General features: G+C 28.5%; 19 protein-coding genes, 1 tRNA gene and 1 pseudogene. 11 read left to right on the top strand and 10 right to left on the bottom strand.

Features of this window, described 5'->3' with window-relative positions:
• From murG to flgF, 10 genes and pseudogenes are all read right to left on the bottom strand, one after another.
• The coding region (gene murG, locus LRB30_RS02545; RefSeq protein WP_231018851.1) for an undecaprenyldiphospho-muramoylpentapeptide beta-N-acetylglucosaminyltransferase at nt 1-1,041 on the bottom strand (1,041 nt) is incomplete at its 3' end.
• A 100-nt stretch (nt 1,042-1,141) separates the two neighbouring features.
• Nucleotides 1,142-1,936, bottom strand: a complete 795-nt coding sequence (locus LRB30_RS02550) for a PfkB family carbohydrate kinase (protein WP_231014466.1) — start codon at nt 1,934-1,936, stop codon at nt 1,142-1,144.
• Nucleotides 1,911-2,952: pseudogene (gene tsaD, locus LRB30_RS02555) on the bottom strand (tRNA (adenosine(37)-N6)-threonylcarbamoyltransferase complex transferase subunit TsaD). The gene LRB30_RS02550 and the pseudogene tsaD overlap by 26 nt, the downstream one beginning before the upstream one ends.
• Nucleotides 2,949-3,830: a divergent polysaccharide deacetylase family protein gene (locus LRB30_RS02560; RefSeq protein ID WP_231014465.1), complete on the bottom strand. Its 882-nt coding sequence runs from the start codon at nt 3,828-3,830 to the stop codon at nt 2,949-2,951. Before LRB30_RS02560 ends, tsaD begins: the two are co-directional and overlap by 4 nt.
• A 50-nt stretch (nt 3,831-3,880) precedes the next feature.
• Nucleotides 3,881-4,681: an RNA polymerase sigma factor RpoS gene (gene rpoS / locus LRB30_RS02565; RefSeq protein ID WP_002557358.1), complete on the bottom strand. Its 801-nt coding sequence runs from the start codon at nt 4,679-4,681 to the stop codon at nt 3,881-3,883.
• Nucleotides 4,682-4,826: 145 nt separating this feature from the next.
• Nucleotides 4,827-5,153 (bottom strand): rod-binding protein, encoded by a 327-nt coding sequence (locus LRB30_RS02570; RefSeq protein ID WP_231018855.1) that lies wholly within the window; start codon nt 5,151-5,153, stop codon nt 4,827-4,829.
• Nucleotides 5,143-6,147, bottom strand: a complete 1,005-nt coding sequence (locus LRB30_RS02575) for a flagellar basal body P-ring protein FlgI (RefSeq protein ID WP_231018857.1) — start codon at nt 6,145-6,147, stop codon at nt 5,143-5,145. The genes LRB30_RS02570 and LRB30_RS02575 overlap by 11 nt, the downstream gene beginning before the upstream one ends.
• A 179-nt stretch (nt 6,148-6,326) precedes the next feature.
• The gene (locus tag LRB30_RS02580) at nt 6,327-6,761 is read right to left on the bottom strand and encodes a hypothetical protein (protein WP_231018859.1); all 435 of its coding nucleotides are present in this window, start codon (nt 6,759-6,761) and stop codon (nt 6,327-6,329) included.
• Nucleotides 6,762-6,960: 199 nt separating this feature from the next.
• Nucleotides 6,961-7,758 carry a flagellar basal-body rod protein FlgG gene (gene flgG / locus LRB30_RS02585; protein ID WP_231014459.1) on the bottom strand — a complete coding sequence of 266 codons (798 nt, stop codon included), beginning with the start codon at nt 7,756-7,758 and terminating at the stop codon, nt 6,961-6,963.
• A 12-nt stretch (nt 7,759-7,770) separates the two neighbouring features.
• Nucleotides 7,771-8,619: a flagellar basal-body rod protein FlgF gene (flgF, locus tag LRB30_RS02590; RefSeq protein ID WP_231014460.1), complete on the bottom strand. Its 849-nt coding sequence runs from the start codon at nt 8,617-8,619 to the stop codon at nt 7,771-7,773.
• A 251-nt stretch (nt 8,620-8,870) separates the two neighbouring features.
• On the opposite strand from flgF, the gene LRB30_RS02595 reads away from it, so the two are divergent.
• The 11 genes from LRB30_RS02595 (at nt 8,871) to LRB30_RS02645 (ending at nt 14,716) form a co-directional block, all read left to right on the top strand.
• On the top strand, nt 8,871-9,431 hold the full coding sequence (locus tag LRB30_RS02595; RefSeq protein ID WP_231018863.1) for a DUF2147 domain-containing protein: 561 nt from the start codon (nt 8,871-8,873) through the stop codon (nt 9,429-9,431).
• Nucleotides 9,432-9,494: 63 nt separating this feature from the next.
• On the top strand, nt 9,495-10,025 hold the full coding sequence (locus LRB30_RS02600) for an adenine phosphoribosyltransferase (protein WP_231014457.1): 531 nt from the start codon (nt 9,495-9,497) through the stop codon (nt 10,023-10,025).
• A gap of 56 nt (nt 10,026-10,081) precedes the next feature.
• Nucleotides 10,082-10,393 carry a 50S ribosomal protein L21 gene (gene rplU, locus LRB30_RS02605; protein ID WP_231014456.1) on the top strand — a complete coding sequence of 104 codons (312 nt, stop codon included), beginning with the start codon at nt 10,082-10,084 and terminating at the stop codon, nt 10,391-10,393.
• Between the two features lie 4 nt (nt 10,394-10,397).
• Nucleotides 10,398-10,718: a ribosomal-processing cysteine protease Prp gene (locus tag LRB30_RS02610; protein ID WP_231014455.1), complete on the top strand. Its 321-nt coding sequence runs from the start codon at nt 10,398-10,400 to the stop codon at nt 10,716-10,718.
• Nucleotides 10,718-10,963, top strand: a complete 246-nt coding sequence (gene rpmA / locus LRB30_RS02615) for a 50S ribosomal protein L27 (protein WP_231014454.1) — start codon at nt 10,718-10,720, stop codon at nt 10,961-10,963. Before LRB30_RS02610 ends, rpmA begins: the two co-directional genes overlap by 1 nt.
• Before the next feature lie 52 nt (nt 10,964-11,015).
• Nucleotides 11,016-12,002, top strand: a complete 987-nt coding sequence (gene obgE, locus LRB30_RS02620; protein WP_231014453.1) for a GTPase ObgE — start codon at nt 11,016-11,018, stop codon at nt 12,000-12,002.
• 78 nt (nt 12,003-12,080) lie between these two features.
• Entirely contained in the window at nt 12,081-12,662 is a 582-nt protein-coding gene (nadD, locus tag LRB30_RS02625; RefSeq protein WP_231014452.1) for a nicotinate (nicotinamide) nucleotide adenylyltransferase, read from the top strand.
• A complete protein-coding gene (locus LRB30_RS02630; RefSeq protein WP_231014451.1) occupies nt 12,659-13,843 on the top strand; it encodes an LCP family protein in 1,185 nt (394 codons plus the stop codon). The genes nadD and LRB30_RS02630 overlap by 4 nt, the downstream gene beginning before the upstream one ends.
• Nucleotides 13,818-14,168: a ribosome silencing factor gene (rsfS, locus tag LRB30_RS02635; RefSeq protein ID WP_231014450.1), complete on the top strand. Its 351-nt coding sequence runs from the start codon at nt 13,818-13,820 to the stop codon at nt 14,166-14,168. Before LRB30_RS02630 ends, rsfS begins: the two co-directional genes overlap by 26 nt.
• A 118-nt stretch (nt 14,169-14,286) precedes the next feature.
• Nucleotides 14,287-14,580, top strand: a complete 294-nt coding sequence (gene spoVG / locus LRB30_RS02640; protein ID WP_002557374.1) for a DNA-binding protein SpoVG — start codon at nt 14,287-14,289, stop codon at nt 14,578-14,580.
• Nucleotides 14,581-14,644: 64 nt separating this feature from the next.
• Nucleotides 14,645-14,716, top strand: a tRNA-Gln gene (locus LRB30_RS02645).
• Nucleotides 14,717-14,723 lie beyond the last annotated feature (7 nt).

The raw sequence follows: 14,723 nt of genomic DNA on the forward strand, positions 1-14,723 counted from the left end.
AGCTGAAGAATTATTATTGTTGAATTTTTTGATATTTTCTTTGAGTGATTCAATTTTTTCTCTATCTTTTAAAGTTTCTTTTATAATTTTTAAAATATTTGTATTTACAATTTCATCTTCATCTATATAAATGCAAGCATTTTGATTTTTTAGTAGTTTTGCATTTTTAATTTGATCTCCTCTAGAGCCTTTTTTAAATGGAATCAAAATTACACATGTTTTAGCATTTGCAAACTCTTTTATTGCCCCAGCTCCAGCTCTGCTTATTATTATATTGGAAAATTTAACTATGCTTGCCATTTCTTCTGCATTAAAAAATTGTCTTCTTAGGTAATTATCTTCTCTGATGTCATTTAAGTTTTTTCCCGATTGATGGATGAAGTAGATTTCAATATCCTTTTTAATACAGAGTGCAAGGTTGTTTAAAGCATTAGCCCCAAGAGATCCTCCAAGTATACTAACAATTGGTTTGTTAGTGTTGTGGGTTAGTTGTTTGATGATTTTGGGATTTGGATTTAAAAATTCTCTTCTTATGGGAGATCCTGTATAGACAATGTTTTTATGGTTTTTGAAGTATTTTTCACTTTCTTTAAAGCTTATGTGTATTTTGTTTGCAAATTTAGAGTTAATTTTTGTTGCAAGTCCGGGGTCTAAATCCATTTCGTGGGTTATTCTTTTGATTTTTAGCAGGCTAGATGCAATAATTGTGGGGGTTGAAACAAATCCCCCAGTTGCATAGATAATACGAGGTTTATATTTGTGTAAAATGTAGAAGCTTTTTATTATTCCAAGTATTACTTTAAAAAAGTCAGTAAAGTTTTGAAAAGAAAAATAGCGTCTAAGTTTTCCACATGGAACCGAAATAAATTTAATATTATTTTCTTCTTTGATTAATTTTTCTTCTATGGAATTTTTTTTGCCTATCCAAAAAAATTCAATTTCATTGTCAAATTCTTTTAATGCCTGTATTATAGATATTCCTGGAAATACGTGCCCCCCAGTCCCCCCTCCTGTAAAAAATATTATTTTTTTATTTGACATATGTTTGTTTACTCATAAAAATAATAAAGCACTCGCTTTTTAATAGATTTTTTGTACATTTTATTCTATAATGTATTGCAATTCAAATATTTTCTTTTTACTAAAATGTATTTTTTAAAAAATTTTCAATCCGAACCCCTTCTTTTTTTAAAGCATTTTCTTTAATTGAATCTTTTATTATTAAGTGAATAGCTTTTGTTGTTTTTTCTAAGGCCCGTTCTATTTCGAATTTTTCCAAATATCCTATAAGCAAGCTAGTAAATAAGTCCCCCGTTCCACTGAAATTTTGTTCTAATTTTTCTAAAAAAAACTCGGAGTATTCTTTGTTTTTAGGGTTGTAACAAATGTTTCCCAAAAGATCCCCCTTTTTAACGCTTGTAACAACTACTATTCCTTTTATATCAAGATTTAATATTGCTTTTATGATATCATCTTTGTTGTTAAGTTGTGAGCTTTTGCTTAGCATTTTAAGTTCTGTGATATTGGGTGTTATTATGTTTGCGTACTTTATAATTTTTCTAAATCCGTCAATTATTTTATTATCAAATATAGGGTAAATTATTCCATCGTCAGCAAACACAGGGTCAATTACGGTTTTTTCAAATTTTATTAATTTAATTATTTTTTCTATTGTTATTTGTTGTTTTTCACTTCCCAAAAATCCGGTATATAGTATGTCAAAGTGTGCATTTTGCTCTTTCCATATATTGATAAATTTTTCCAGATAATCGGTTAAATCTACTATTTCAAATTTTTTATAAGCTGTGGAAGCAGAAAGGACGGCTGTCACAAAAGGACAAACTTGCATATTAAACGAAGATATTACTGGTATGCACATTGTAAGAGATGTTCTTCCCATGCTTGAAATATCATGCATTGCTAAAATTTTTTTCATTATTTTTTGCCTCCATGCTGGTTTTTATAATTTTCTATTCTTGAATTTGCATCAATTTCGATTGGACTTGCTCCATATTTTAAATACATATTAAATCCAAGTCCCGCAATCATTGCTCCATTATCTGTGCAAAGGTCAAGAGGAGGGTAGTAGGTTTGTATTTTAAGCTTATCTATTTTTTCTCTTAAATATAAATTGCTTGCAACACCGCCAGCTATTACCAATTTGTTGATTTTAGTATCTTTTATTGCCCTTTTTAGTGGGGTGATTAGATTTTCAAAGGCAGCTTTTTGGAAGCTTGCAGCTATATTATTTTTTGTTGTTGGATTATCTTTGCTTTTGAATTTTTCGAGTTGGTGTATGCAAGCTGTTTTTAGTCCAGAGTATGAAAAATCATACCAGTTTTCTTTTTTTTTAAAGGTGGTAACTGGAAATTGAAATGTATTTTCATCACCAGTTTTAGATATTTGTTCGATGTTTGGACCCCCCGGAAATCCCATGTCATAATGTTTTGCTACTTTATCAAAAGCCTCTCCACAAGCATCATCTAGAGTTCTTCCAAGTATTTCAACATCATCGAAATTTTTTTGTTTAGCAATCAATGTATGTCCACCGCTTAATAATAATGATATAAATGGATATTCTATTTTTGAGTGCATTAAAGGGGCATAAAGATGCCCTAAGATGTGATCAATGCAAATAATAGGTTTTTTTAATGAAATTGCTAGACCTTTGGCAAAGTTTAATCCAACTATTAAAGACCCAATAAGTCCAGGCCTAGATGTTACAGCTATTAAGTCAATTTCAGATATTTTAGTATTTGCCTTTTTGAGTGCTTTTATGCAAACAGACATAATAGCTTCAGTATGAAGCCTTGAAGCAATCTCGGGTACTATGCCGTAATATTTTTTGTGTTCGGTTTGATTTAATTTTATATTGCTTAAAATATGAATTCCATTTTCTACTACAGCTATGCAACAGTCGTCACAAGAGGTTTCTATTCCAAGCACTTTCATCTGATTGTTTCCTCGTAAAGATTTAATAAGTTGTCAAATTCGAATTCCCGGTTTAAATTAGGTCCTTCTTTTTTAAGGACTTTTAGCGTATTTTTAGACCAAATGTGTCCGATTACTTTTACCACTCCGTTTTTTCTAGCAATATTTTTTGCTTTTTCAAGCTCCTTGATTACGGACCCCTCTGTATCTTTACTATCAAGAAATACGTCTCTTTTTTCTACTTTAACCCCAATTTCTTTGCCTATTATTTCCGGTATGCCTCCTGCAATAGTTACGCTATCGAAAAAATACCTGTCAATCTCTTTAAGCTTTTCTAAAATAATTTTCATCAAATCTTTATTTGAAGTGATTAAACTTCCCATATGGTTATTCATTATTTTTGCATCAGGATACTTTTTAAATGCTTTTTCGATTTTTTTCTGTATTTCTTCTTTTTTATCTTTTATGCTTATATGAAATTTTTCTATTGAATTTCTATGTTTTGATTGCATTGGGAAATGTATTATTACTGTTTTGTTAGCATTTTTTAGTTTTTTGTATAAACTCATTGATTTTGGTAAAAATGGAATAATAGCATAATTTATTTTAAGATTAAGTTTTATAAATTGTTCTAACATAAATTCATCATAACCCACGTCGTCGATGATTAAGTAAAACTTAGGTTTGCTTTTGGCTTTTTGATCTTCTTTGTTGTTTGTTATTATTAAGCTTTCTTTTTGTATTTCTTCAAGCCTATTTTTAAGTGAGACATTCGCAACTTTTGAGTTGTTGTTAAAATGGAAAAAACTTGCAAATACCTGAGCTATTGTAATAGCAATAGAAATTATAATAAAAATTACAATAATAAACTTGTTTTTTTTAATATAAAATATAAACATTCATGACCACTGACTTAAAAGTAGACCAGAACACGTCATGAATGTCAATGTTAATTTATCTCTTCTTTTAGTTTTTTAAGAACCCTTTTTTCAATCTGTCTTACAGTTTCTGATGATATTCCAAGTTCTGTTGAAATGTCTTTTAAGGTGCTTTTTTTGGGACTATTGTCTAGGTTATATCTTTTTTTGATTATATATCTTTCCTTTTCATTTAATTTTGTTTCAAGTATATAATTCAAATGTTTTAAAGTTGAATCTTGTTCAAGGGTAATTTCAGGATTAAAAGAATTATCCTCGTATAGATTCAATAGTGTTGAATTCTCAGATCCCTCTATTTCTTTGTCCAGAGAATATTCTTTTTCAAGATAGGGAATGATTTTTATATACTGGGCAGGAGATAGGTTGAATCTTTTCATTATTTCTTCTTTTTTGGGCGATTTTTCTTCTTCTGTTAAATATTTATTTATTTGTAGTATTAGATTTTCTTTTCTGTATGGGACTTTTACCAACCTAGTTTTAGTGTTTAGTGCTCTTTGTAGTGATTGCTTAATCCAAAATGATGCATAAGTTGAAAATTTGGTATTTTTATTTGGGTCATATTTTTCAGCAGCCCTTATTAATCCTAAGTTGCCTTCTTGAATTAGATCTTCAATTTTTAGCCCTTTGCCCGCATATCTTTTTATTATTTTTAAAACAAGTCGCAAATTTGCATTTATCATCTTGTTTTTGGCTTTTGCATTGCCTCTTTGTATTTGTCCTGCAAGTTTAATCTCTTCTTCGTGAGTAATTAGCTTGTGTTCTCTTACCGATTTTAAATATATGTTTAAATCCTCATTACTAAATATATTCATAGTATTATATTTTCTCCCCTTTCTTGAATATTGTGATTAAATTTTTACTACTTAACTTTCATGCAAAAATTGTGCCAATTTAGTTTAAAGTTATTTTTAAATTAAATTGGATATAATTTTGAGGGGGGGGTGTTTTTCAAATTATTTACTTTTTTTGTAATTGATTGTAAATTAAATCGGCAAGTCCAAAGCTTTGAGTTTGTGCTATTTGTTTAGCTCTTTGTTCGCAAAGCATGTCTTCAAAAATTTCTTCTACCTGCCCTCCGTTTAGTAAATTTTGATCTTTGTTAAGAGTTTTTTTCATGCTTTCAAGCATTTGCTTGATAAGCATAGCTTCAAATTCTAAAGAAGCTTTTCGAAGTTCTTCATTCTTTTGAAAGGATTTTTTTATTTCCAAAGAATTTTTTAAATTATTTATTTTATGTATTTGATTTTTAAATTTTAGATTTTGTGAATTAATTTTAGTTTCCATCAATTTTCTCCAAAATAATTGCTCCATTTAACTTATTGATTTTTTTAGCAGCTTGAATAATTTGAATTAATTCTTTATTGCTAAGATTGTTCGAATTTTTTAATATAAATTCATTTACTTTCATTGAGTTTACTTGAATTGTTGTTTTATTATTTTTATTTAAAATGTTTTGGTCGTCTTTTTCAATGGAAAATGTAAACGTTCCTATTTTTGCATTTTCACTTGCCAGGATAATACCATTTTTTTTGTCTATTAATATTTTAGGATTTGTTTCTATTTTAATATTTTCAATCTCTTCTAATAAGCTTATGTTTTTTGCTTCTATTTCTATTGTGCTGTCTGATTTAATTTTGTTGTTGATTTTTTTAGAGGTCAATATTTTATGAATTCTATTTATTAATGTATAATTTCCTTTTTTAAGAGGTATATTATAACTGTGGTTAATATTTTGATTCTCATTCATTATTACACTATCTAGAGTATATCCGGATCCTTTTAATTTATTGTTGGTTTTGATAATTCCTGATGCAATTGCTATTATTTCTCCCTTTTTATTTATAAGATTTGTTTGTAAAAGTATTCCATTTGTTAAATCTTTTGAGTCTAGTATTGGTACAATGTAAGCTTTGTGTTTTGAACCTTTGATTGTATTGCCTGTTACCCCCCCCCGGAGGCTAACATTTACCATTGCAATATTTTTACTTTCTATATTATTAGAGCCTATTTCATTTGTTGTATTGCTTTTTTCTAAAATTTTAATTATAAGGTCTTTTTGTTTTGTAGAGTCTCCTTTTCCAGCAAGCCCTGCTACTATTCCAATGCCTGTTAAAAAATTTGTATTTGTGGGATAAATATCCGCAATTTCTTTTAATTTTACGCTTTCAGAAAGGCTATTGTTAAATAATTGTTCTGTTTTTAGTCCTGTTGAATCTTTGTTTGTTTGGGCTAATAGACTTGTTGCAAATGTAATTAACATCAACATTAGTTTGTTCATTTTTTACCCTATTTATTTTATTTCTTTAATATCTATTATTTTATATCAATTATTGCAATTAATTAAACTTTTTTTCGTCAAATTGCTAATTAATCTTTAATTTGTTGAATATTGTCTGTATTAAGGCAAATTAAAATTAATAATAATAATTTTTAGATTGCGTAAGATGAAATGATGCATTATTCTTTTTGCACTTTATTTAATCTTATCTCTTCATTTTTTATTGTGTTGCGTATAACTTTATATTTACTGTCGTTTAATTCATTTAGACTTAAAACATCGTTTATTCCTATTGTGTTAATTTTGTACTTAAAGTATATGTTGTGTTCATTAAGGATTTCATTTTTTTTTAGATTTTCTTTTGCAAATACAATTGGTTCGATTATATCAATATACATATTAATGTAATTATGTCTTTTGTAGCTTTCAAAGTTTTTAGCATAATAAACCATAGTTTTTTGAATTGGAATATTTTTGTACGAGTTGTTGCTTTTTACTTTAAATTTTATTTTTTTGAAAAATTTATCTTCTATGTTTATTTCAGATTCATCAAAGTTAAATTGAAGTATATAGATATTTTCATTTGATAAATTTTTTGTAATATAATAGATCATTTCAAAAATTATTGATTTTTTTGTTAAGTGTGGGGGGATATATATTTTTGATAAACTTTGATTGTTGCATATTTTTGAATACTTCTTTGAAAAGAAATACGCTTTATTAGGAGTAATATTGAAGCACAAATTATGAGTGGCACTTATAATTGGGCTTGTTGTTAAAAATAAAATAAAAACTAATAATCTTTTTTTTATTTTATTGCCTTTTTAAGTTATTTGCAATTCCTAACATATTGTCAGAAGTTTGAATTGCCTTTGAGTTTATTTCATAAGCTCTTTGAGCTACTATCATTGTTACCATTTCTTCAGCAATAGATACATTTGACATTTCAAGTATGCCTTGTCTTAACCTTCCCATGCCTTCACTTCCTGGTATTCCTGCTATTTCTTGGCCTGATCCAGCTGTTTCTTTAAATAAATTACTTCCAATAGCACTTAGTCCTGCAGGATTAACAAATCTTGATATTTCAATTTGTCCAAGCTCTATTGGTTCGTTGCTGTTATCAATTTTTACGGACACCATTCCTTGCTCGGTTATTGTAATTGAGTTTTGGATATATTCTTCTGGGAAAAATATATTAGGTAATAACTTGTATCCCTGGCTTGTTACAAGCTCTCGATTAGAATCTATTTTAAATGATCCGTCTCTAGTATATGCATAAGTTCCATCGGGTAGAAGAATTTTGTAAAATCCATCTCCTTCAATAGCAACATCAGTGAGTAAATTAGTTGATTGCATTTTTCCTTGTTCAAATATTCTCTGAGTTGCAGCAATTTTTGTTCCGTGACCAACTTGATTCCCAAGCGGTCTTAAAGTATTTTCAGTTGCAGGGGTTCCTGCTCTGTATTGGGTCTGATAAATCAAATCTTCAAATTCTGCTCTTATTTTTTTGAATCCTGTAGTATTTACATTTGAAAGATTGTTAGCAATTGTATCTACATTGTATTGTTGGGCAGTCATTCCGCTTGCTGCTGTCCATAATGCTCTCATCATAAAATATGCTCCTTAATATTTTCCAACTTCATTTATTAATTTTCCTAAGAGGCTGTCTTCAGTTTGTATTGTTTTTTGATTAGCTTCATAAGCTCTGTTAATTTCAATCATTAAAACCATTTCTTTAACAGCATTAACATTGGAAGCCTCAAGTGTTTCTGTTTCTATTTTAGGCCTTAATGATACATCAATTTCTTGTGCTTTGCCAGATGTTTTTGTATCGATCCATAAAGAATTTCCCTGTTTTTTGAGGAATCTGGGATTTTCAAAATTTACAATTCTAATAGTATCAAGCAGTTCATAATTTTCCCAAGAATTTTCATATTCACTAATAAGTCTTTTTGGGTCTGATTCAAAGCTTGAATTGTAAAAAATTTGTCCCTGAGGCGTTATTTTAAAATTATTTTTTTTAAGATGTATATATCCCTTTTCTCCTAGAACAGGAAATCCGCTTTTTGTAACAAGGATTCCTTCTTTTCCAATAGTAAAAGAACCGTTTCTTGTGTATCTTTCTCCATCTGAAGTTTGTATTACGAAAAATCCTTGATCTGTGAGCGCTAAATCTAATGGATTGCCAGTAGTTTTTAATGGACCTTGTTCAAATACTGTGTATATTTCATTTTCTTCAACCCCTGTTCCTAGTTTGCCTACAACTGGAGCTGTTTCAAGATGCCCTTTGGGAAATTTATAAAGGCCATCATCATTTAGTCTTCTTATTAACATTTCTGGAAATGCTTTTTGAATGGACAAATCTTTTTTGTATCCAATAAGATCTATATTTGCCAAATTATTTGATACTGTGTCAAGCTTTCGCCTTTCTGCCATCATTCCGCTGGCAGCTGTATAAATTCCTCTTACCACGGTTAAATCCTTCAAGACAATTAACTTTATTAATATTAGCATTAATTGTCCCATATAACAATTAATTTATCCATTGTGTTTTTGTTTAATTTTATATTTTTTGTCCGGGTTTTTATCTTAATAATTGAAATTATAAAATAAGTTGTATAATGATCTTTGTAGCTAATTTTTAAATTAGCTACCTTAAATTAGTATTAGTAATTTAAAAAAAAGAGCCATAATTTAGGATTATTTAGTTTTAAGGAGGATTGATGATTAGAGTTTTTTCAAAGTTTTTTCTTTTTTTTTGTTTTTCAATACTTTTATTTGCAAATTCAGAAGATTCAAATGAAAAAGAAATTGTGAATAAGGGTGAAAGCCCTGGTTTTGAGAATGAAGTTTTGGGGTATTGGATTGGCTATAATGATGTGAGTAACATAAAAAATTCTATTATTTATGTTTATAAATATAATGGAGAAGTTTATGGCCGAATTTTAACTATAATAAAAGATGGCAAAAAGTATGATGCTAAAAATCCTTCAGGAGACACTGTAGTTGGGTTTGAAAATCTTGCAATAGAGGGGCTTGATTTTATGTGGGGCCTTAAGTATTCTTCTTCTTCTAAAAAGTGGGATAGAGGCAAAATAATAGATCCTAAAAACGGTAAAATTTATAATTCCGAGATGAGCGTTGATAGTAAAACGGGGAATCTTATTACTAAGGGGAAAGTTTGGATTTTTGGCAGAAGCAAAATTTGGACAAGAGCTAAAGATGATGAAATACCAAAGGTAGACTTACATAATCTTGTTCCAGAGCCCCCTGTAAAAAAATAAATTGGGCTTTTGGCTTTGCTATTTTGAAAAAATGTATAAACATATAGATGGGATAAGTAGGTTATGAAAAATAAGACAGAGTATTTTGATCAATTTATTTCAAAAATACCCGATTTTCCTAAAAAGGGTGTTCTTTTTTATGATATTACTAGTGTGTTGCTAAAACCTGAGGTTTATAGTTCATTAATAAATGAGATATATTCTTTTTATAATTTAAAAAAGATTGATTGTATTGCGGTTGTGGAGTCCAGGGGATATTTGATAGGGGCTCCTTTGTCTTTAAAAATGCAACTTCCTCTTGTTTTAATTCGAAAAGAGGGCAAATTACCCAGAGAGGTTTTTAGTGAAGAGTATGAGCTTGAATATGGTTTTGGAAGAATAGAGGTGCACAAAGATGATGTTAGGGCGTATTCCAATATTCTTTTAATAGATGATATATTAGCTACCGGCGGAACTTTAAAGTCGTCTGTAGTTTTGCTAGAGAGAGCCGGAGGCAAGGTTAAGGATATTTTTTGTTTTATTGAACTTTGTAGTATTAATGGTAGACAAAGCCTTGAAAGTTATGAAGTTAATTCCCTTGTAAGGTATAATTAATTTAATGCTTGACTTTTCTTTTTTATTAAATTTACAATGTTTAGTTGAGGTAATATATGTATGCACTGGTAGAAATAAATGGCAAGCAATATAAGGCTATTGAAGGTGAATTTTTAAAAATAGATAAAATTTCTCCTATTGAAAAAGATAAGTTGGAATTTAATAGTGTTTTGCTTATTAATAAAGGTGGAGAGGTTAAAATAGGAAAGCCGTATGTTGTAAATTCTCTTATTAGATGTACCTATAAAGAAGATAAAAAGGATAAAAAGGTTGTTTCTTACAGATACAGAAGAAGAAAATCAAGCGAGAGAAAGGTTGGGCACAGACAAACTTATTCTTATATTTTGGTTGATGAAATAGTTTTTTAAGTAATTGATTAATGTTTTAATAAAAGTAAAAGACGATGTAATCATTTATCTTTCAGCCAATGGTCATGCTATAAGCAAGAATAATGTTAACGTTGTCTGTTCTTCTTTTTCTTTTATTTTGAGAACCTTTTTTAGCGTTCTTGATCTTGAAGGTGAGGTTTTTTTTGTGAAAAATTCAAAAAGAGGTTATTTAGAATTTAAGTCCCTTTTTAAGGATTTGAGCAAAAAAAGTCTTTTTTATTATAGTAGATTTTTAATTAGAGGAATAAATGATTTATGTTTTGAGTATCCTGATGATATTAAATTAGTTTTGGAGGAAAATTAATGGCAACAAGTAAAAGTGGTGGTAGTTCAAAAAATGGACGAGATTCTATATCTAAGCGACTTGGAGTTAAAAGAAGTGGCGGTCAGTTTGTTAAAGCCGGAGAAATAATTGTTAGACAAAGAGGTACAAAATTCCATAAGGGTAAAAACGTTGGTCTTGGAAGAGATTATACAATATTTGCGCTTTCATCTGGTAAGGTGGAGTTTAAAACTTTAAGGGGACGAAAATATGTAAGTATTGTTTAGTTTTAATTGAAAATTGGAGATTTTTAGCTTTAATTGAAAGATTGGAGAAAGTTTGTACAACTTTAAAGACTCTGTAAATATAACGGTAGTTTCAGGTAATGGTGGTTCTGGGTGTGTTTCTTTTTTAAGAGAAAGGTTTAATGCAAAAGGCGGTCCAGATGGTGGAAACGGTGGGAGTGGTGGGAGTGTAATTTTCAAAGTGAAAGAAGATCTTAGCACTTTATCTTTTTATAAAAATGGTCATGTTCTTTGTGCCGAAAATGGTAAAGCTGGAATGGGTTTTAAAAAAAGTGGTGCTAATGGTAAAGATTTAATCCTTTTTGTTCCCCCAAATACACAAGTTTATAATGAAAATGATGGAACTCTTTTGTATAGGCTTAAAAATTTAAATGACGAATTTGTTGTTTTAAAAGGTGGCAGAGGAGGTCTTGGCAATTGGAATTTTAAAACTTCAGTTAGAAGGATTCCAAGATTTGCTCAACCCGGAGAAGCGGGCAATAGTTTAAACGTGCGCCTTGAACTTTTTTTGGTGGCGGATATCGGGCTTGTTGGTTTACCCAATGCTGGTAAGTCTTCTCTTCTTAATAGAATAACTTCGGCAAAATCTAGGGTAGCAAATTATCCTTTTACAACAAAGATTCCTCATCTTGGCATGCTGAGGTGCTCTTATAATGATTTAATTATTGCAGATATTCCGGGAATAATTAAAGGTGCTAGCTTTGGAGTAGGACTTGGAACTAAATTTTTAAAACATATTGCCAAAACTAAAATTTTAGCTTTGATTATTGATGTTTCTGAAGCAAATTTTTTGGAATCATACAGCATTCTTTTAAATGAATTAAAATCTTATAGCCATAAACTTTTTAATAAAAAAAAAATTATTATTGCCAACAAACTCGATTTGGATGGTGCTGAGAAAAATTTTGATTGCTTGCAAAAAACCTTAGGAAAAGAAAAGGTTATTGGCATCTCTATTTATGAGAATAGAGGAATTGATGAACTTATTAAAGAATTTTTTATTTTGGCTAAAACTTTTTAATAAAATTGATTTTATTGTGGTATTTTTTATTTTTAAGGCTTGATTTTTGAATATCAGATTTGATTTAGGAAAGAAATCATGAGAATTGCAATATTAGGAGGCACTTATAATCCAGTCCATATTGGACATATTTTTTTGGCTAAAGAAATAGAGTATTTATTAAATATTGACAGGGTAATATTTATTCCTACTTGCAATCCAGTTCATAAATTGATTGATGAGGATGTTAGTATTAACAATAGAATAGATATGCTCAAGCTTGCATTAGAAAATGAAGATAAAATGTTTATAGATGATTGTGACATAATAAATGGTGGTATAACTTATACCGTTGATACTATTTCTTGTGTTAAAAAAAAATACAAAAACGCCAAACTTTTTTTAGTTATTGGTGATGATCTTTTTCAAAATTTTGATTCATGGAAAGATCCCCAAAGCATTGTAAGCTCTGTTGACCTTGTTGTTGCTCACAGAATCTACAAAGAGAGACTTAAAAGTTTTTTTAAGCATATTTATATAGATAATAAAATAATGCCGATTTCCTCATCAGAGATTAGAAATAGAATTGCAAATGGATTTCCAGTTAGCTATTTATTGCCTTTTGGTGTGTTAAAATACATTAAAGATAATAATTTGTATGTTAAAAAGGTAAATGTTTGAAAAAGGATTTAATTTTTTTATTTTTAATTGTTCTAATAATAGCAAGTGTAGCAGTCTTTTTTATTAGAAGCTCAAAAAAAGAGTTGGTTTACTTTGAGCTTAATACAAAGAGTAATATTAGTTTTTTGTTCCTAATAGAAGATCTTAACAAAAACCTTATAAGTATGCAAGAAATTTTTATTAATATGAAAACAGGAAATATTGGATTTTTAGATATTCCAATTCATACTGGATATGAAGATTTAAAAGGGAATATATCTTGGTTTAAAGATCTTTATAAAAAAAATTCTTTTAATAAATTTTTATCTAAAATTTATACACAATTATCTCATGAATCAGATTATTATATTCGGTTTCAAAAAGAAAATTTTGTTAAACTTATTGATTATTTAGGGGGAGTTAGGCTTCTTGTTAAAAACCCAGTAAAAGTTTATAGTTTTGAGGATTCTATTTTAATACCCTCTGGTACTTCTAATTTTGATGGTGATAAAGCGTATGATTATTTGAGATATTTTAATGATGTTAATCAGTTTGAAGAGAGAATTGAATTTTTTAAAGAGTTTTTTAAAAGACTTCTTTTTCAAATTTCGGATTTTGGTATTGAAAATGACAATTTTTTTAAAATATATTCTATGTTAGATACTAACCTTTCAGAGGTTGTTTTTAAATATATTGTTAAAAATTATAAAATAAATAATGATAAAATTATTTCTATTAATATTAAAGGACAAGAAGAGATTTTTAAGGATAATGATAATAATTTGATAAAGGTAGTTTTTCCTTATTATGGGGGCGCTATTTTAAAAGAATCGGTGGATAAATTAAACAAAGAACTTGTTAATGAAGGCGCAGAAGAGATAGTAAAGATTGTTGTTTTGAATGGAACAAAAGTTGTTGGGCTTGCAAAAAAAACAGCAAATATTTTTAATTCTTTAAAATTTAAAGTTTTAAAATTTGGCAATGCAGATAAAAATTCTTATAAAAATACCTTGATTATAAATAATTCGGATAATTTAGAAATGGCTGTTAGGGTTGGAGAAGCAATTAAAACCTCAAATATTAAGCCAATTTCTGAAGTTCAAACTAAAAGATTGTTAGAGCTTGATAATCTTGATATTAATCCTGATGTAATAGTTATTTTAGGAGATGATTTTGATGGAAGATATGTTAAAAGTAAATGATATTAATGATTTATGTAAAATAATAAGTGATTTTAATGGAATTGATGTTATAGGTATTAATGTTAGTGATGTTTGCAATTGGACTGATTTTTTTATAATAGCTACTTTTGTATCATTTAAGCAAATGGAAGCTTTATATGTTGATAAAATAATTAAATTTTTTAAAGAAAAAAAAATTAATCTTAATGTTCAAGGAAAAGGCTTGGTTTATGATTGGACTGTTGTTTCTGGTTCAAATTTGGTAATTCATTTAATGAGTGAAAAATCTAGGGAATACTATGAGCTTGAAAAAATATGGTCCAAAGGAATCATTATTTATCCTTAATGGCTGCTTAGTTTAATTAAAATTAATTAAAAAAACTAAAAATATCATAAAAATATGTTTACAAAAAATAGAAAATATTTTAGATTTAAGTTATGTACTTTTTGCGGGAGGCTTATAAGTGGATATTACAGACATAAGGATTAAGAAAGTTGATAGTAAAAATTCGGGTTCTAAATTATTAGCATATGTTGCAGTTACTTTTGATAACTGTTTGGTTCTTCACAATATTAGAGTTATTAAAGGTCAAAAGGGAGTATTTATTGCTATGCCCAACAGAAGAACTAGAGTCGGTGAATATAAAGACATTGTACATCCTATTAGTCAAGATTTTAGAAAAGCTTTGCAAACTTCTATTTTTAAGGAATATATAAGAGAAAATCCAGCTGATCTTGAACTTGAATTAGATTTTTAGATAATTGTTGACAAAGCTCGTTGTATCTTGTATGCTTGTCAATTGTAAGTATTAATAAGGTATTTGGGACGTCGACAAGTGGTAAGTCAACTGGTTTTGGTCCAGTCATTCGAGGGTTCGAATCCTTCCGTCCCAGTATTTTA

Source organism: Borreliella americana (assembly GCF_021043605.1).
GTDB lineage: Bacteria > Spirochaetota > Spirochaetia > Borreliales > Borreliaceae > Borreliella > Borreliella americana.